Genomic DNA, 18684 nt, shown 5'->3' on the forward strand with positions numbered 1-18684 from the left:
ATGAAATATAAACTCAAGAATTTTGCACGGGCAAGCTTCGTGGGTCTTGGCATGACGCTAAGCAGCATGGCCGCAGCCGAGACAGCCAAAGTGGCCACCGACCCCAGCTTTGTTCCTTTCGAGATGTTGGATCAGGAAACCGGCGAGATGGTCGGCTTTGATATGGACATCATCCGCGAAATCGCTGAGCGCGCCGGTTTTGAATATGAGCTCAACACGATGGATTTCAACGGCATCATCCCGGCAGTTCAGACCGGCACCGTGGATATCGCCATCGCTGGCATCACGATCACTGATGAGCGTGCGCAGGTCGTGGACTTCTCGGACCCCTATTACGACAGTGGTTTGCGAATTCTGGTCGGTGCGGATCAGGACGCGGTCGAAACCGTCGACGATCTGGCCGGTATGAAAATTGGCACTAAGATCGGCTCGACCAGCTTTGACTATCTCACCAACAATCTTGGCGACAGCGCGACGATCACACCTTATCCGGGATCAAGCGACATGTATATGGCGTTGCTTGGCGGCAGCGTCGATGCGGTATTCTACGACGCACCCAATGTGGGTTATTTTTCCAAAACCCGTGGCGAAGGCCGCGTCAAAGTCGTCGGTCCACTTTATGAAGGCCAGCAATATGGGATCGCCTTCGTCAAAGGCAGCAACCTTCTTGAGCCCAGCAACGAAGCACTGGCGGCCATGCGTGAGGATGGAACCTATGACGAGATCCACTCCAAGTGGTTCGGCAGCAGCGGCGAGTAACGCGCCAGGTCACCTCATGCTCACCGGCATGAGCCTTTCGTCATTTTGACGGTCTTGCCTCCTTCGGGTTACACCTCGAGGGAGGCTGGACCGCCTTATCTTTTGCCCGTTGCGGAGCCTCGACCTTGGACATTACCTTTCAATTCGACTGGCAGGCTGCTTTCGCCTCGATCCCGTACCTTCTGAAAGGTATCCCCTACACGCTGCTGATCTCGTTTGTTGGGTTGGCTATCGGCTTTGTCATCGGCATCATCTTTGGCTTGCTGCGCATATCCCCTGCGTTCTGGTTGCGCTGGCCTGCCATCGCTTATATCGAGATCTTTCGCGGCACGCCGGTGCTGGTTCAGGTTCTGTTCATCTTTTATGGGCTGCCACAACTACTCGGCGGCCCAATCGATGCAATCACCGCCGGTATCGCCGCAATCGCGGTGAATTCGGGTGCCTATATCTCCGAGGTTGTCCGGGGCGGCGTGCAATCCATCGCCCGCGGCCAACGCGAGGCTGGGCTGTCGCTGGGCCTTTCGCGGGTGAAGACCTTTCGTTATGTGATCTGGCCCCAGGCCTTTCGCCGGATGATCCCTGCATTGGGCAATCAGGGCATCATCAGCATCAAAGACACGTCACTGTTCGCCGTTATCGGGGTCGGTGAATTGGTCCGTCAGGGGCAGATCTACATCGCCACGACTTTTCGCGCGCTTGAAGTCTATTTGATGGTCGCCCTGCTCTATCTCGTTATCACCCTGACGCTGTCGCTCGCACTGCGGATGCTCGAACGCAAGGGGCTGGTGGGTCAATGAAAAGAACTGACACCATGAAGACTAACTCAACCGCCAAACCTATTGTGCGGATGGAGAAGCTGAACAAACATTTCGGTCCGCTACATGTTCTGAAGGATGTCGACCTGGCCGTTATCCCCGGCGAGGTTGTGGTCATCATCGGGGCGAGCGGCTCGGGCAAATCGACGTTGATTCGCTGCATCAACGGGCTGGAAGAATTCCAACAGGGGTATCTTGACGTCGACGGCAAGGTTCTCAAACCGCACGGCAAGGCCAGTCAAGCCTTGCAGGAGATCCGCACCGAAGTCGGCATGGTGTTTCAGCAATTCAACCTGTTCCCGCATCTCAGCGTGCTCGAAAACGTGACGCTTGCCCCAAGGAAAGTCCGCCAGGCCAGCCGTGAAGAGGCGATGAATACCGCCCACCGGTTGCTCGAACGGGTCGGCATTGCCGATCAGGCCAGCAAATATCCGGCCCAGCTTTCGGGCGGCCAGCAACAACGTGTGGCGCTGGCCCGTGCGCTGGCGATGGAACCGCGCCTAATGCTGTTCGACGAGCCGACATCAGCGCTCGATCCGGAAATGATCGGCGAGGTGCTTGATGCCATGCGCGAACTGGCCCGCGATGGCATGACCATGGTCATTGTCACCCACGAGATGAACTTTGCGCGCGAGGTCGCCGATCGCGTGATCTATATCCATCAGGGTGAGATCATTGAGCAAGGCACGCCTGATGAGGTCTTTGACAACCCGCAAAACGAGCGTACCCAGAGCTTCCTCTCCCGCGTTCTCACGCATTGACCCGACTCAGTGATGGCTGACGAACAGCAGATCACCGGACTGGCTGTCGCGGCGTGGCTGTAAGTCTTTGCTTCGTGCAGCCAAAAACATTTACGGGCTCCCGACGATCGATCGCCGGGAGCCCGCACTCTGATCACAGCACCTGAGTTCAGCTGCTGTTCCTCCGCAATCTCACCCCAGCTGGAAGATCTGGTTTGAGATGAAGACCACTGCGATACCTGCGGCCAGTGTCAGATATGGCAGCATTCCGGCTTTGCGCACCGACAGGTCGGGATTGCCGCCAACCTTGAGGTCCTCGAGCATCTTGTCGGGGAATTCACCTTTATCCGTCACGTAATGACGCCAGGCAAACACGGGCAGGATCAGCGCGATAGCGATACCCGCGGACAACAGCGTGCCCTTGCCCCAGACGTTGGCGCCCGCCCCCAATAGAACGGCGTTCACAAACGACAGGAACCCACCGATCCACAGCATGATCGTCGGCGCTTTCCACGGACGGTGCGCATTGGCGTTATCGATCCGGTGGATCCAGCCTGCATGCAGGTTAAGGAAGTTGAACACCAGATAACAGCAGTTCGAGACCGCCAGAACGAACAGGTAGTCCGACATCATCAGCAATACGAGGTTAAAGACCAAATCGGTCCACATCGCATTGGTCGGCGCGCCGTGGTGGTTGGCGTGCGACAGAAACCGTGGCAGCCAGCCATCGACCGACCCCTGGAACAGGGTGCGCGACGAGCCCGCCATCGATGTCATGATTGCCAGTGTCAAAGCCAGAAACAGCATCACCACCATCACACGGGTCACGATCGTGTTGCCCCCGGCGACCATATTGGCCATCACCCCGGCCACCGCCGAACCGTCCTCGACGCCGGGCTGCAAGATGCCATCCACCCCGAGGAACCCCTGAAAGGCCAGCGGCACCACGGTGTAGATCAGGATACAGACCGCACCGGCTGCTAGGATTGCGCGCACCGTGTCCCGGCTGGGATCTCGGAACTCGCTTGTATAGCAGATCGCGGTCTCGAACGCATAGGCCGACCAGGCCGCAATGAACAACCCGCCCAGGAACAGCGTCGTCCCCTCAATATCCCACGCCCCTGAAATCGGTACCAGCGGCACCAGGTTTTCGGCCAACACATCGCCCGACAGGATCGGCACAAAGCCCACGATCAACAGCGGGATCAGGACCGCCAATCCAATGATCGTCTGAACCTTCGCCGCTGCCGAGATCCCCTTGTGCTGAATCGCGAATACGAGCAGCAAAATGATCGTGCCAGTGATTGAGGTGGCGTCGATCCGCAGCGACAGTTCTTCCTTGAGGAACCCAAGGTCAACCAGCGTGATCCGCCATTCATTAATGGCAGCGTCAGCACCAAATAACGCGGTCAGCAAATAGCCCGCGCCGAGACCGCCGCCAATCGCCAGAACTGGTGTCCAGGCCAGCCAGTTGCACCAAACCGACAGCGGCGCGACAAACTTGGAGTAGCGGATCCAGGCCGCCGCACCATAGACCGATGCGCCACCGGACTTGCTGGGAAACAGCCCGGCGATCTCGGCATAGACGAACGCCCCGAGAAACCCGAAGGACACCGAAAGTATCCAGATCACCCAAGACGGGTTGCCGACGGTGGCCGCGATGCCACCGATTGAAAACAACACCAGCGCCGGAACCCCTGACGCCATCCAGAACGCATCCTTCCAGCCAATGCTTCGATGCAAGCCGCCGGAGGCGTCTGCCACTTCGCCTTGTCCGCTAGTCGTACTCATCACTAAACTCCTTGTTGGTTTAAACTGATCGTGCCACCGCCCTTGATAGGTTTTTATTGGTGATTAATGCTGTCGATCTTGTGTTATTGGCCGCGTCTAATCTCACCCCTTTCACTTACTGGATGCCCGGAAATCACAGCAGGTAATCGACGGCAGCAGAGGCGTCGCTGCGACGATCGTCTTGGATATTTTTGATTTCCTGCATATTTTCGGCCATCAGCAACCGCATCCGTTCTTAAGCCATTTGTGTCAGTCCGGCGGAGGAAACACCGCTGGGGTGCCGCCTCCGCCAAATGGGTTCAGAAATGGTTTTCAAGCTCTTCGGCGATCTCGAACATATCGCCAACGATGCCGTATCGGGCAATTGAGAAGATCGACGCTTCTGGGTCGGTGTTTACAGCAACGATGTTCTCGACATGTTTCATACCCCATTGGTGCTGGACCGAGCCCGACACCCCCATAGCGATATAGAGCTTGCAATTCGCGGCCAGTTGCCCGGATTGTCCCACCTGATGGGCCTTGGGCAGCCAGCCATTGTCGGCGATAGGGCGCGAACAGCCGAGCGTGGCCCCCATGTTTTCAGCCAGTTCCTGGAACTCTTCGACATTGCTCTCGTCGCCGACACCGCGTCCGATCGAGAGGATGAATTCGGCACCGCCAATATCAATGCCACCGGCATCGGCGGGCGGCTTCCAGCCTTCGTGCGTGGTGGCCACATCAGCCTCGGGCGGGGCCATTTCGGTCACTTCTGGCGACCCCGAGCCAGCGGCCGGTTCGAACACATTCGTACGAACCGTCAACAGCACCGTTTCTTTTTCGGGAAAGTCGATGTCGACCAAAACCTTTTCGGCGTAGCCTGCGCGCGTGGCGACAAGCTCACCGTCCTCGACCTTCAGCCCCATCACGTCGGTGGCCAGGCCAGAGTCCAGCTTTACCGCAGCCGCAGGCGCAAAAGACCAGGCATCAACCCCGTGGGCCACGGCGATCACGCTGGGTTTGCGCTCTTTGGCGAGTTCGACAATCACCGCCTCGGTCAAATCGGGCTGGAAATCATCCGTCGCCTTGACGGCGACCACTTCATCGACCCCGTCAACCGAAAGCGCCTGCACATGTGCCTGCGGATCCGCGGCAATGATGGCAACCGCCAATTTGTCATCCGCCTGTTTGATGCTTGTCAGTGCCGCGATGGTTTCCAGTGAGGTCTCGCGAAGCTCTCCGTCACGCTGCTCAGCAATAACAATCAGATTTGCCATAGTTTACATTCCCCGCAATTCTTTGATGATTTCGGCAAGCCGCGTCGCCTGCTCGGCAGCGGAACCGGTGATCAATTCGGCCTGTCCTTTTTCCGGCGCATACATGCGTCGGACCCGCGATGCCGATGTGACCCCGTCAGCAGCAAGGCCCAGATCGTCCAGCGTCAACTCGTCCACCGGCTTTTGCTTGGCCTGCTTGATGCCGCGCAGCGATGCATAGCGCGGCTCATTGATGCCTAGCTGGATGGACAGCACCGCCGGACAACGGACCGTCATGATCTCTTCAAGGCCACCCTCAAGTTCGCGCCGCAATGTCGCGGTGTCCGAGCCCGGCGAATATTCCAGATTGCAGACCACGGCGGCATGAGGCCACCCCAACAATCCGGCCAGCGCCATTCCGGTCACAGCCGAGCCAAAATCTGCCGACTGAGCGCCGGTAAAGACCATATCGGGCTTTTCGCGTTCAACGACTTTCGCCAGCACCTTAGCGACCGCGATTCCATCCGCGTCGGCAAGTGACTCATCCCAGATACGAATCCCGCGATCTGCCCCCTTCGCAAGCGCCGTGCGCAAGGCGTCATCGGTATCCTCGTTCCCGACCGTGACAATGACCACTTCGGCATCGTCGCCAGCTGCCTCCTTGATCAGCAGCGCCTCCTCAACCGAGTAATGGTCAAACTCGTTGAGATCTTCCTCGAAGAAGTCTTCGTCGACATCACGACCGTCATCGCGCAACTCGAACTCGTCGTCGAGCGCGGCAACTTGTTTTACCGTTACCAGTATTTTCATGTTAGTGCTCCACTCCTATTGCTTTTTCAGGTTTGGGTTGCGGCGGTGCGCGCCAGATTTGCCGCAGCGGCAAAGCGCACTTGTGGCTCTGGGTCCTCCAGCAGACGCTCGGCGAGTAGTGCCGTCAGATCTTTGCGGCTGGCCAGGGTCGCGCGGTTCAACGGATAGGTATCGTCGGCCAGTACGGCGAGAGCCTCCTGGGGTGCCGCTCGATTGAAGGCAACCGAGCGGCGCACATCCTTGTCTTGGTGGCGGGCGATTACCAAAAGCTGCTCGGGCGGCGTGCGCGGATTACGCCCCAAGGCCCCCAGCACGTCACGGTCACCGTCATCAAGCAGTGCCGCAATCGCCTTGTCAGGGGCGTCCTCGCAAAGCGCCACACCGGCGCGCACCCAAGATTCCGGGTCGGCTGCGAGGGCGGAAAGGATATCCGGTGGACAGGCCGGGTTGCGGGCAACACTGCGCCGCACAGCGGCCGCAGGATCTTTGGCCAATTGTTCCAGCAACTCGGCCGGCACGTCCGAATTGCGCGCGATCCAGCGCCGGACCCAGTCGTCTGGGTCAGCCGCCAGCCGCGCGATTACAGCCTCGAGAAGCCGGGTGCGGCGGGCAAACAAGCGCCGAACCTTGGCCGAAGGATCGTCGGCATCGTCAAGCTGCTCGCCCGAAATTGCGGTATTGCGCACCGCGGCCCCGCGCACCTGCTCATCGGGATCCTCCAGCAGACGCATCAGCATCGCTTCGGGCAGCGCCGGATTGGAAGCGCATTTGCGGCGAATAAGTGCATCATCCGACGTTTCGGCTTGGGAAAGGATCTCGGGCGGGCAGCCCGGATGCGCGGCGACATCCGCGCGCACCCATGCGTCCCCCACATGCCAGAGTTGTTGCAGGGTCGCGGCATCCGCATTGGGGGCAGCCGCGACATTGCGCGCGATCAACCCGTCGTCTTCGATGGCGAGAGCGGCGACGATCTCGGTTGTTGCGACAGCATTGCCCGATACCGCGCGCCGGACCTCGATCGAATTGTCCTGTGCGAGCTGGGTCAAAAGCTCCCCCGCGTGGGCATGTGCGGCGATATAACGGCGAACACGCGCCGGTGGGTTCCCTGCCAGTAGCCGCGCAAGTGCATCCGCCGGCGTGGCCGGGTTTTTGGCCAATCGCAGGACCAGCGCCGCATCCGCCTCGCGCGAAAGCAGTTCGAGCAACCCTGCTGGCGCATAGGGCGCAGCGGCCACGATCAACCGCTGGCGCCGCGTGCCAAGGGCAATATCCTGCAACATGGCCCGCTCTTCATCGCCCATATGGTCATAGGCTCCGAGTGCGGCGTAGGGGTCGCCCAATGCTACAAGGCGGCTGATCAGCGCATCGGCGGCACTTACGAAAGCCATGACCAGTCTCTCCGTACGCCCATTCAAGCGGCCCCGACCGGTTCCGGCTTGGATGCGCCGCCATCGTCAGGATCGGGTTGGTCAATCGGACCCATCGCTTCTGCAACCAGTTCGATCAGTTCCATCACACGGAAATTATCTTCGTTTCCGGTGCCCTTTACCCCATCTTCCATCATGTTCAGGCACTTGGGGCAGTTGACCACGAGCACATCCAGCCCTTCGATGGCCGAGGCCTCGGTGGCGCGCAGTTCCGCAGGTTTTTTCATCTCGGGCGGATCAGGCAACCAGATTCGACCCCCGCCCGCACCGCAACAGAACGAGTTATCGCGGTTGCGCGGCATTTCGATAAGATCCACATCCAACTGCCCTAACACTTGGCGCGGCGGCTCCACATCCCCGTTGATGCGGCCAAGGTGGCAGGGATCGTGAAAGGTCACCCGATAATCCAGATCAACCGGCATCGCGACTTTGCCCTCACGGATCAGCCGCTCAAGCATGGAACTGGCATGCTCGATTATGTAATTGCCGCCAAATTCGGGATACTCGTTCTTCACCGTGTTGTAAGTATGCGGATCTGTTGTGACGATGGTCTTGAAGTCGCAACTGTCCAGAAGTTCGATATTCGCTTCGGCCAGCGCCTGGAACAGCCCTTCTTCGCCAACGCGGCGCACGTCATTGCCGGCGGTCTGCTCGTCCTCGTATAGGATACCGAAATCGATGCCGGCAGCGTGCAGAATACGTGCAAAGGCGACAGTCACCTTTTGCGAGCGCGGATCAAGGGACGCATAATCCCCGACATACCACAGAACGTCTACCGGCTCCTTGCGCGCATCCTTCACCTTGAAGTCCAGTTGTCGTGCCCAGCGGGGCCGCTTGCGCTTGGATTCGCTCATCGAATTGCCCGATTTCTGAAGACTTTGCAGCGTCGGCTGCAGCATCGGGTCAAATTCGCCCTCTTCGACCAGCGCGCGGCGCATTTCCACGATCATCGGCAGATGTTCGATTCCCACCGGACAGATCTCGATACAGGCGGCACATGTCCGGCAAGACCACAAGGTTTCAGGCCGGATCATGTTGGGCCCATCCCCGATCACCTGCACCGGTTCAGCGGGCATCGTGGCACCTGAAAACGTGTCCTTCGACAGTTCACGCAGGCTCAGCACCAGATCACGGGGGGACAGCGGGTAGCCACCGGCATTGGCCGGGCAGGCCTCATGGCATTTGCCGCATTTGGTACAGGCATCAAAGTGAAGCAAATATTTGTCGCTAAAATCGCCAAGATGATTGACCCCGATATGTTCGGCGTCGACATCGGCGGATGGCATCCGGCGCTTGCCATCGGGATCGCGCGCCATCAGCGACCCCATGGCGGTAAAGATGTGCTGCACCTTGGTGTAAGGAATGAGCGCGATGAAGGTGAGCGCCAGAATCCCGTGGAACCACCACAGGCCCATGCGCAGATCACCGCCGCCTTCTGGGCTGAGGCCGAGCCCCATCATCACATAGGAGATCACGGTACCGACCGGTGCGTGCCAGCGCACGTCCCAAACCATTGGGTCGTTCTGCAACCAGACCACCCGCGCAGCCTCAAGCAAGAACCCGGTAATGGCAATGATGATCAGCGTCCAGAGAAACGCCCAGTCTTCACGCCGATAATCCGACCGATCAAAATCGGGGTCGCCCGGCGCGCGATCGGGTCGGGTGTAATCCAGCTTGGGCAAGGCCAGCCATTTGCGGCGATACATCATGTACAGCAACCCGCCGATCAGCACGACGCCGGCCAGATCCATCACGAGCCCAAAGGCCAGATAGAACCAACCATACCAAAAACTGATCCCGAGCGGGCCCGTGATGTCATGATCCAAGGTGATGATACTGGTACCGATGAACAGCAGCACAAACCCGTAGAATATCCAGGCGTGCATCTTTCCCGTCATCTTCGAACGCCGTTTGATCGTGCGATGCGACAGTACCGTGGCCACCATCTCGTGGAAGCGGGGCCAGAACGGCGACCATGCGCCGGAACGCACGCCGCGGCGATATTTGCGGATCTGCGCCCAGACCCCATAGAGAAAGACGCCGATGGCGATAATTGCAATGATGTAGAATACGACCAGCATCCAGGTTGGGAAATCCTGGAACAGAATGCGTGTCACGTTCTCGGGATCGTAGTCGGAAGAAAACATCAATGCCATTCCTCGCTTTTGCGGTCGTCCGCATCTGGACACGCGACCGTCTTTTTCATTACGAGCTTAGCTCTGCCCGCTATTTCTTGCTCGTCTTCGCCGTAGTAGAACTTGGGGCTTTGCAAGGTCGTATCGTCCTGCTCTGACAATGCTTCACTTCACCAAGCCCGGTCTTAAACACATGGTTTGCCGCATTAAGGTCGGGCCATTTCGGGCCCGACAGTTCAGCAACCCTTTGCAGGTGCCCCTTTATGAAGCACGCAACCGCTCCTTGTTTTTATCGTAGAACGGCAGATCCTCGACAGCGACCTCTGGGGCGCCAGCTTCGTTTCCGACCGTCAGCTTCGCCCCTTCGCTCACATCCGGGTCCAGACGTGCCATTGCGAGCGCTCTTTTCATCCGGTGCGAATAGGAGGGAGTGATGATCGAGCCGACCTTTTTGCCGTCGCGATACAGCTCTTCGCCACCTTCAAAAATCGGCTTATCCGACGGGCACGAGACACCGCGGGTAAGGAACCGCTCGTTTCCTTCCTTTGCGAGAACGGCATCGCGACCGACAAAATCACCTTTGTTTTTATCGATGGTGAACCCAAGGCCGACTTCCCAGGGGGTCGTATCCTCGTCGACGTCAAAGGGGTGGAACAACAGACCTGCTTCTACGCGGATCGGGGTGAGGCTTGCGAAGGAACCCGGCTGGATCCCGTACTGCTTGCCTTCCTCAAGAACGCTGCGCCAAATATGTGGTGCGTCTTCCGCCTTTGCATAGATCTCATAGCCACGCTCGCCGGAATAACCAACGCGCGCAAGCAGCACGTCGCGGCCAAACAGCTTGGTCTCCATGTGCTGGAAGAACTTCAGCCCGGACACATCGCCACTGGCATTCGGGGCAAGGATATCAATCGACTTTGGTCCCTGAACCGACATCAGTTGAAGCGTGTTATCCCACTCCAGCTCAACATCCTTGCCCTTGGCGATTTCTTCGATGACTTCGCCACTGCCACCGGTGCCGATAATGTATAAGTATTCATCATCACCGGTGCAGAAGACAACGCTGTCGTCAACGACCCCGCCTTCTTCGGTCAACACACAGGTATAGGTGCCGCGGTTGGGCTTGAGCTTGGTAATGTCGCGGGTGCAGGCTTGGTCCAGTACGGCACATGCATCGGGCCCCCGAAGCCAGAGCTTGCGGAAGGCGGTGAGGTCGTACATAGCGGCGGCTTCGCGCACCGCGTCATGTTCCTGCTCACCCGTGATCCCGTCATAGCTCGCGGCCAATTTCAGGCCATTCCATTCCATGAACTCTGCGCCCAGCGCTTTATGTTCATCTTCATTTGCAAATACGCGCTTCGTCATATCTTCGGTCCTTTCTTGAATCTCCGCCAATGTGAGCTGCAAAGTTAGAAGCTTTTGACTGCCTCAAGCCTCGCTTCTCGCCCGCTCCCAATTGCCGATGGGTACTGTTTAGAGTTGGCTCGATCAGCCGGGTCATTTCGATGTGTGCGCCGGACGGCCGGAATTATCCCGACCGCCCGGATCGCCATTATCTTGCGCAATCCAGATCGCTTCGCAGCTTACAACCGCCACTCGAGCTCGGGGCTCTCGTCGGGATTGTAGGGCACACCCCAGACCTTCTGCTCACGCTTATATGGCTTCTGGTGCTGGGGGCTTTCATCCTCGATCTCGCGCCCCAAGCGATGGCCGTCAAAGGTCGCGTCAGCCATGATGCGCGGGGCCTCGGCATCACCGATGACGTATACGGCCTCGATGTCGTTCTCGGCCCATTCGCCTTGACGCTCTTTGAGTTCACGGAACAGAGTATCGTTTGACCGACGACCCGTAACCAAGATCACCGTATCGCACTCGTGCCACTCGTGTGTCTTGTTCTCGGTCCGTGGACCTTGTCCGGCACCGCGATAGACACGTTGGAAGCCATCACCCCAGATATTGAAGAGCTCGACTCGGCCCTCTTCGACCCGCGAACAAGCGGTGTCGCCAAGGATCTTGACACCGAACTCGTGCAGCAAGCGATGCACGTTGGCGCTTTCCAGCGTATAGTCCATATAGGCCCCGACGGTGCAGACACTGGCGATCGTCACCTCGTGACCGTCACGGGCGAACTTCTCGGCCAGGCTTGGTGCCATATAGTAAGGATCATAGTTCAGGATCATTACCCGCTTGCCGATTTCCTTCTTGCCCTCAAACACCTGCTCGGGGGTCAGGACGTGCGGCAGCGACGCATCAGCTCCGGGAATTGGCTGGTGCGTGGTGTGGTTGATACCAACCGGGCTCCAATTGGCACCCGTCGCGATGACGACACGTGCCGCACCATAGTTCAGAACGTCGTCTGCGGTCATTCGTTTTTGACCAAGCGCAAGCTGCGATCCCTTGCTCTTCTTGATCAGCTTGTCGAGTTGAACTTCGCGATAATCCCGGTGGTAACCCCACTCACCTAAGCCCGGCAGGGTCGCGACGTCATTGACATAGCCACCGACCTTGTCCCGCTCATCGACGATATGGACGGTATAACCGCGCTCCAGCAGAACCCGCGCGCATTCCGACCCAGCCGGGCCTGCGCCAACGACCAGGACGTCCTTGTCTGATTTTGCCGGCTCGAACTTTTCGGGATGCCAGCCGCGACGATACTCTTCTGCCGCAGTCGCATTCTGCGTGCAGACGAATGGCACGCCACCCATTTCCCAGCGCGAAATGCAAACGTTACAGCCAATGCAGGTCCGAATATCCTCAACGCGACCTTCCTTGATCTTATTGGGCAGGAACGGGTCAGCAATTGACGGGCGTGCCGCGCCGATAATATCAATGATACCCGCATTGACGACTTCGGCCATTTTTTCAGGGTCGACGTAACGGCCCACACCCACAACCGGCTTGTCCGTTGCCTGTTTGATATGACGTACCCAGTCGTTCTGGTGCCCGCTACGATAGAAGCGTGACGGACCAGCATCTTCGCCCCACTCGGTGATGTCACCCAAGCTGATGTCCCAAAGGTCGAGATAAGGAGACGCCATCTCAATAAACTTGAGTCCATCTTCGCCAATTTCGATCTCGCCGGGTCCTTTGAGAGTATCAACCGCGCAGCGGGTCACCAGCGCAAGATCATCGCCCACCGCATTGCGGATCTTTTCCAGCGTTTCGATCCAGAAGCGGGAACGGTTCTCGACGCTTCCGCCATATTCATCTGTACGCCGATTGTAATATGGGTTGAGCCACTGCATCGGACCATAAGCATGGGCGCCGTACAAGTTGACCAGATCAAAGCCTGCATCGCGGGCTCGCATCGCAGCATCCGCATAATGCTGCTGGAGGCGCTTGATCTCATCCTTGTCGGCTTCGTGGCCATAGGTGAAGCCGGGGCAGCCCGGAACGGTCGCAAAGTCCGATGCGTACTGGCTTGGCCCGCGTGCAATCGTCCGCGTCTCAAGTCCCGGTGCATGCGGACCACCGTAGAACAGCTCGCAACCGGCTAAGGCATCATATTTGTGCACCTGATCGACCATTGCGCGCAGATTGCGCACGTCGCCGTCGTCCCAGATGCGGGCAGTGATCCGCAGCGTGTCATCACATTCTGGATGGATTGAACACTGCTCGGTATTGATAGCACCCCAGCCACCCTCGGCCTTGACCCCGCGATGCGCCATCTGAAAGCCGGGGCTGTTTGTGCCGGCACCGATACAGTGCGGCACCTGATAAAACCTATTCTTGAGGGTCTTGGACCCGATCTTAATCGGCGTAAACAAGATATCGTAAGCCGAGTTGCCTTTTGCCATGTTCTCTTCTCTCCCTTAGTAAACCAAAACTACCGCACCGAAGAGGGTATCTAGTCGATTGACGGAAACTCAATTAACGCGTGCAATACCACCCTTCCTTACTTTCGCGCAAAACAACCCACACCACCCTCGAGCCCGACAAAACGCGCCTCGAAAGCCGAAAATAGCCACCAATTGATTTACACTTAACTGCTAAAGTGGATTACTTCTGCGCTTCTATTCCTCCTCCGATTCCTCTCTCGAATCGAGCCTACGTTGGCCCATTTTGAAAGACAATGAAAACGTTTTTCTGCGTTACTCCATCGCAACTCGCAAATACGCCTTAAGCCAGATCGACCACATTATAACATTTGCAATAGCACCGCCTGACGCGCGTATCGTGCGCGCGTTAGGGCCGTGTTTGCCGAAGACCTTGCAAAAGAGCATCATTGTCGATTGCTATGGTACACTGCTTTTGTGGGGCTCTGTGTCTCTTGCCGAAGCACTGCCACTCCACCAACCAAAGACGCCCCCACAGGGGCTATCCGGCTGTTGTCAGGTATTGCAGTATCGGCGATCAAGATCCTCGCCCCTTAACGTGACACATACCACGCTATGGTACACAATGATCGCTAGTCAACAATTTTTCATTACAGGATACATCTCACGCGCCATTGGGCGGGGTTATGAACCAATTAAACAAGCTTTTAGGCGAAACTGAGAAATCAGGCGGGATTCAAAAGACGGCTAGCGGTAGCTAACTAGTGGCCGCGTTAATCTAACACCCCAAACCTAGCTTGACGGACCACGCTAACGCCTTGAAATTATTATCATGTATTGCTAATTATGGCGCTAAGCAACTACCGGCGAACCTCACCAAAGAAAGCAATTAAACCTTACGAACCGCCGCCTTTAGAATTTTGATATGCGAATATGTTTAATGACATCTATCAAAACCCAATCGGGGGCGGCAACGCTATTCCGATGTGGCGAATCAGGAGTTAGAAGGACCACAGAACCCTCCAGCCCCACCGCGATATTGACCTAATCAGACGGAACTCGAACAATCTCTACAAATAAATCTATTATCGCACCATGCGATCCCGATCACTGTGTTCAGGTGCGGGGTGCGCGTGTTCACAATCTTGATAACGTCAGCGTTGATCTGCCGCGCAACGCGCTTGTCGTTTTCACCGGAATCTCGGGGTCGGGAAAGTCCTCGCTTGCTTTCGGGACGTTGTTTGCGGAATCGCAGCGCCGTTACCTCGATTCGGTGTCACCCTACGCGCGCCGACTGATTGACCAAGTGGGTGAGCCTGATGTCGATTCGATCGACGGGCTTCCGCCAGCGGTTGCGCTCCAGCAACAGCGGGGCGCCCCATCCGCCCGCTCGTCAGTCGGAAGCGTCACGACAATCTCCAACGGTCTGCGCATGTTGTATTCGCGGGCCGGGCAGTATCCTCCCGGCCAGCAGAATATGGACGCCGACTCGTTCTCGCCGAACACGCCTGAGGGGGCCTGTCCGCGATGTCACGGCATCGGGCGCGTGTTTGACGTGACCGAAGAGTTGCTTGTTCCGGATGACAGCAAAACGATCCGGGAGCGCGCTATCGCCGCATGGCCACCGGCGTGGCACGGGCAGAACCTGCGCGACATGCTGGTTTCATTGGGCCATGATATCGACATACCGTGGAAGGATCTGCCGCGGAAAACCCGTGACTGGATTCTCTTTACCGACGAAACACCCACAATCCCTGTCTATGCCGGGTTGACCCCGGAAGAAACGCGCGTGGCGAAACAACGTAACCTGCCCTCCAGTTACACGGGCACCTTCACCAGCGCGCAACGTTATGTGACCCACGCATTTGCGACCACGCAAAGCCAGCGCACCAAAAACCGCGTATCGCGGTTCATGCAGATTTCCCAATGTCCGACGTGCGACGGAAAGAAACTGAAGCGTGAAGCGCTGTCGGTAAAATTTGCTGGGCTGGATATCGGTGAGTTGTCACAGCTGGCGCTAAGCGATCTTGCCGAACGGTTGCGCGATGTCGCCAATGCAAAACCCCTAGAAAGTGACCTGCATCCGGAAAAGGCGATTGTCGCGCAGCGCATTGCCAGCGATATTCTGGCCCGTGTCGAAGCCCTTACCGCGCTCGGGCTTGGCTATTTGTCATTGGAGCGCAGTACGCCAACCTTGTCGCCAGGAGAACTGCAGCGTTTGCGGCTCGCGACACAGATCCGCTCACAATTATTCGGTGTGATCTATGTACTTGATGAGCCATCGGCTGGGCTGCATCCGTCCGACACGCAGGCATTGCTGGACGCGCTGGATGAGCTCAAACGGGCTGGAAATTCGCTTTTTGTCGTCGAACATGATGACAGCGTTATCCGCCATGCCGACTGGATCGTCGACATTGGCCCCGATGCCGGAACCCATGGTGGCCGGGTTGTCTATAACGGCCCGGCAGAGGGCCTGCGCGAGGTGAAAGAATCGCATACCGGGCGCTATTTGTTTTCACCCGAATCCGGAAAAACGCGCACGCCGCGCCAGCCGACAGGTTGGCTGCAGCTGGAGGGGATAGAGCGCAACAACCTACGAGGTCTGGACGTTGATCTTCCCCTCGGAGTGCTGACCACGGTCACCGGCGTGTCGGGGTCAGGCAAATCAAGCTTAATCAGTCAGGCGCTTGTCGAACTTCTTGGTGAGGCTCTGGGGCAGAAACAACTTGTCGAAACTGCAGACGGTGAAAGCGAGTTGCTGCAACAAGAACTCGAAACAGCCACAGGCGGACGGATTGCCGCAGGCACGGAACATATCCGGCGCTTGGTTACCGTCGATCAAAAACCGATTGGCCGCACGCCGCGCTCGAATCTTGCGACCTATACCGGCTTGTTCGATCACGTTCGCAGGCTGTTCGCGTCAACGCCCCATGCGAAATCACGCCGTTACGATGTTGGTCGCTTTTCGTTCAATGTCGCAAAGGGTCGTTGCCCGAACTGCGAGGGTGCGGGCTTTGTCAGTGTTGAATTGCTTTTTCTTCCCAGCGTCTATGCGCCCTGCCCTGTCTGTCATGGCCAACGCTATAATGATGAGACTCTGGAAATCACCTATCGCGACAAGAACATCGCCGAAGTGCTGGATCTGACTGTCGAGAGGGCGCATGAATTTTTTGCGGATGATCCCCCGGTCTTGCGCGCTCTTGATGCTTTGCTGCAGGTCGGTTTGGGCTATCTGCGTTTGGGTCAGCCGGCGACCGAACTTTCTGGTGGCGAAGCCCAGCGGATCAAGCTCGCAACCGAGCTGCAACGGGCCGGGCGACGCAACACGCTTTATGTTCTGGATGAACCGACCACCGGTCTGCATCCCGCTGATGTATCGATGTTAATGGACCAGCTGAATGGGCTGGTTGATGCGGGCAACTCGGTCATCATGGTCGAACACAACATGCGGGTGGCCCGAAACAGCGACTGGATTATCGACATCGGACCCGGCGCTGGCAATGCGGGCGGAACGATCGTTGCCCAAGGCCCTCCTGCGAAAATAGCACAGTCGGAAACGAGCCTGACCGCTCCTTTTTTGCTCTCGCATTCCGGTTCTGTGAAGAAATCCGAAATGCCCGCCGAGTGTAATGCCTGATGCTGCCCTAAAAACGCAGGGATGAGGTGCCGATCCGAAGACCCCGACATGGGTTCGAGCCTATGCTTACAGGCCGAACCCAAGTCGGGTGTGGGGCGAAACAGCTAGGGCTGTTCACCCATCATGGGCAATAGGTTCCCGGCGCGGCGAAATCCGGTCCGCGCCGGCACTCGAATGCGCGCGCTGCAGAGAGTGACGGCGCACTGCCTGCACCGGCTGAAAATGCCGAAAGCCTCTGCCAGATGGCGCCGACAGAGTCGTCCATCATCGCACCTTCGCGAATTGCCGCATCGAGATTGGTGTCCTGCCCCAGATTCTGTTCGATGATGATTTCGACAAATGGGCTTGGAGCATGGGAACCTTCGCGCGGCTCATAGCTGAAGTCGCGGGTCAGGCTGTCGATGGCTGCGGCCGGAGTGAGAAGGCCATCGCGCTGGGTCGGATAAGGCCTTCCTGCGTCGGGGTGCGGGGCGGTCGTGCCATCCCACGACGGCACCGCATCCTCAATTACCGACCCCAAAACCAGGCAATTGCTGGTGAAACACATCCGAGCCTGCGCCTCTGAATCTAAGATTTCGCTCCGTGAGGCCGCCAGAATATCGGCTTTGTGTCCCTGAAGCGAGCGCGTCGCCAAACGCCAGGAAACATGCGGCCCTACGCCAAAATCGGCAGGTGGCGCAACGTTTTCTGCTCCGATGTCTTGGACAAGCGCGTCCCTGATCACAGGGCCGAGGTTGAAACGGTCAATCTGAACCAGACTGACCGGCACCGGGCTGGCCGCCGGGGGTGCGTCAACCATTTCCTGCGCATAAGTTACCCGATAGCGGACCCGCTCCAGAACATTGTCTGCGGCCTCAAGCGTCAGGATGCCCTTGACGAAAGGATTGAGCGCCCCGCTCGGCAAGAATACCGAGTTTGGATTGCTTGGCGTTAACTGCCGCTCAATAAGGTCATTCAAGACAGTGACATCTTGAACTTCATATCCTGCCTCCGCGATAAACCGCTCCCAAATTGCTGCGCTCGCCCCGCTCTCAGGGCTGGCCTGCTGGTTCGCTACAACAGGAGTGGGTTGAGCATTCCACGTCTCTCTGCCCAAACCGGTTTCGCCAACATAGGCCCAAGTCCCCTCCCAGCCCGCCTCGGTACGGTTCATCTGGATAACGCCCGAAACGCTGGTGTCCGAACCGTAAGCCGCCGAAAGCGTCTCACCCTCGACGATGCCGATCCCGGTGAATGTATCACGCTCGATCCGCCAGGTAAGGTCATAGATAGCGCCGACCGGTTCAATCGTGATCTCGCCGTGATAGGTGCCGCCATGTGGATTCGTCCCGGTCAGGGAGTAGGTCCCGTTCGGGTCTGCGATAGCAGGCAGAGCCCACCCAATCAGGGCTGCAATGGTCGCTGTAATTTTCCAAGGTCTCAAATCCATTCTCCAATTCCTCGTCGGAGCTGCTTCAATGTCTTTTGCAAAGCGCCACCTCGAACTTGCCTTAGCGTAAAGAAATTCGCAAAGAATACTGCGGGATGACTTTGCTAACCTATCGCACAGCTTTGGTCTTGTA

12 protein-coding genes are annotated in these 18684 nt (G+C 57.8%); 4 read left to right on the forward strand and 8 right to left on the reverse strand.

Annotated features, from left to right (window positions below; translation table 11 throughout):
- The 3 genes from JAO82_RS02485 (at position 1) to JAO82_RS02495 (ending at position 2335) form a co-directional block, all read left to right on the forward strand.
- Positions 1 to 759, forward strand: coding sequence for a transporter substrate-binding domain-containing protein (locus JAO82_RS02485; protein WP_198684742.1), 759 nt, complete (start codon positions 1 to 3; stop codon positions 757 to 759).
- Between the two features lie 125 nt (positions 760 to 884).
- Complete coding sequence (locus JAO82_RS02490) at positions 885 to 1556, forward strand: amino acid ABC transporter permease (RefSeq protein WP_198684743.1); 672 nt, start codon at positions 885 to 887, stop codon at positions 1554 to 1556.
- 14 nt (positions 1557 to 1570) lie between these two features.
- The gene (locus JAO82_RS02495; RefSeq protein ID WP_232897174.1) at positions 1571 to 2335 is read left to right on the forward strand and encodes an amino acid ABC transporter ATP-binding protein; all 765 of its coding nucleotides are present in this window, start codon (positions 1571 to 1573) and stop codon (positions 2333 to 2335) included.
- Positions 2336 to 2506: 171 nt separating this feature from the next.
- Here JAO82_RS02495 and JAO82_RS02500 read toward each other — a convergent pair whose 3' ends face one another.
- The 7 genes from JAO82_RS02500 to JAO82_RS02530 all read right to left on the reverse strand — a co-directional run bounded on the left by JAO82_RS02500 (position 2507) and on the right by JAO82_RS02530 (position 13506).
- Positions 2507 to 4105: an APC family permease gene (locus JAO82_RS02500; RefSeq protein ID WP_198684744.1), complete on the reverse strand. Its 1599-nt coding sequence runs from the start codon at positions 4103 to 4105 to the stop codon at positions 2507 to 2509.
- Positions 4106 to 4404: 299 nt separating this feature from the next.
- Positions 4405 to 5358: an electron transfer flavoprotein subunit alpha/FixB family protein gene (locus JAO82_RS02505; protein ID WP_198684745.1), complete on the reverse strand. Its 954-nt coding sequence runs from the start codon at positions 5356 to 5358 to the stop codon at positions 4405 to 4407.
- 3 nt (positions 5359 to 5361) lie between these two features.
- Positions 5362 to 6147, reverse strand: a complete 786-nt coding sequence (locus JAO82_RS02510) for an electron transfer flavoprotein subunit beta/FixA family protein (protein WP_198684746.1) — start codon at positions 6145 to 6147, stop codon at positions 5362 to 5364.
- Between the two features lie 26 nt (positions 6148 to 6173).
- Entirely contained in the window at positions 6174 to 7535 is a 1362-nt protein-coding gene (locus JAO82_RS02515; RefSeq protein WP_198684747.1) for a hypothetical protein, read from the reverse strand.
- Positions 7536 to 7558: 23 nt separating this feature from the next.
- Positions 7559 to 9721 carry a heterodisulfide reductase-related iron-sulfur binding cluster gene (locus JAO82_RS02520; RefSeq protein ID WP_198684748.1) on the reverse strand — a complete coding sequence of 721 codons (2163 nt, stop codon included), beginning with the start codon at positions 9719 to 9721 and terminating at the stop codon, positions 7559 to 7561.
- A 249-nt stretch (positions 9722 to 9970) separates the two neighbouring features.
- Positions 9971 to 11116, reverse strand: coding sequence for an aminomethyltransferase family protein (locus JAO82_RS02525; RefSeq protein ID WP_198684749.1), 1146 nt, complete (start codon positions 11114 to 11116; stop codon positions 9971 to 9973).
- Positions 11117 to 11292: 176 nt separating this feature from the next.
- Positions 11293 to 13506 carry an oxidoreductase gene (locus JAO82_RS02530; RefSeq protein ID WP_198684750.1) on the reverse strand — a complete coding sequence of 738 codons (2214 nt, stop codon included), beginning with the start codon at positions 13504 to 13506 and terminating at the stop codon, positions 11293 to 11295.
- Positions 13507 to 14605: 1099 nt separating this feature from the next.
- On the opposite strand from JAO82_RS02530, the gene uvrA reads away from it, so the two are divergent.
- Positions 14606 to 17122, forward strand: a complete 2517-nt coding sequence (uvrA, locus tag JAO82_RS02535; protein WP_332872465.1) for an excinuclease ABC subunit UvrA — start codon at positions 14606 to 14608, stop codon at positions 17120 to 17122.
- A gap of 121 nt (positions 17123 to 17243) precedes the next feature.
- Here the strand turns inward: uvrA and JAO82_RS02540 are convergent, their stop codons facing one another.
- Complete coding sequence (locus JAO82_RS02540) at positions 17244 to 18551, reverse strand: hypothetical protein (RefSeq protein ID WP_198684751.1); 1308 nt, start codon at positions 18549 to 18551, stop codon at positions 17244 to 17246.
- Between the last annotated feature and the right edge of the window lie 133 nt (positions 18552 to 18684).

This window comes from Pontibaca salina, assembly GCF_016307205.1.
Taxonomy (GTDB): domain Bacteria; phylum Pseudomonadota; class Alphaproteobacteria; order Rhodobacterales; family Rhodobacteraceae; genus Pontibaca; species Pontibaca salina.

Coding starts and splice junctions, on each gene's coding strand:
- JAO82_RS02495 (WP_232897174.1), top strand. CDS start 1,571: ATGAAGACTAACTCAACCGCCAAACCTATTGTGCGGATGGAGAAGCTG.
- JAO82_RS02530 (WP_198684750.1), bottom strand. CDS start 13,506: ATGGCAAAAGGCAACTCGGCTTACGATATCTTGTTTACGCCGATTAAG.
- JAO82_RS02540 (WP_198684751.1), bottom strand. CDS start 18,551: ATGGATTTGAGACCTTGGAAAATTACAGCGACCATTGCAGCCCTGATT.
- JAO82_RS02485 (WP_198684742.1), top strand. CDS start 1: ATGAAATATAAACTCAAGAATTTTGCACGGGCAAGCTTCGTGGGTCTT.
- JAO82_RS02515 (WP_198684747.1), bottom strand. CDS start 7,535: ATGGCTTTCGTAAGTGCCGCCGATGCGCTGATCAGCCGCCTTGTAGCA.
- JAO82_RS02500 (WP_198684744.1), bottom strand. CDS start 4,105: ATGAGTACGACTAGCGGACAAGGCGAAGTGGCAGACGCCTCCGGCGGC.
- JAO82_RS02510 (WP_198684746.1), bottom strand. CDS start 6,147: ATGAAAATACTGGTAACGGTAAAACAAGTTGCCGCGCTCGACGACGAG.
- JAO82_RS02520 (WP_198684748.1), bottom strand. CDS start 9,721: ATGTTTTCTTCCGACTACGATCCCGAGAACGTGACACGCATTCTGTTC.
- JAO82_RS02505 (WP_198684745.1), bottom strand. CDS start 5,358: ATGGCAAATCTGATTGTTATTGCTGAGCAGCGTGACGGAGAGCTTCGC.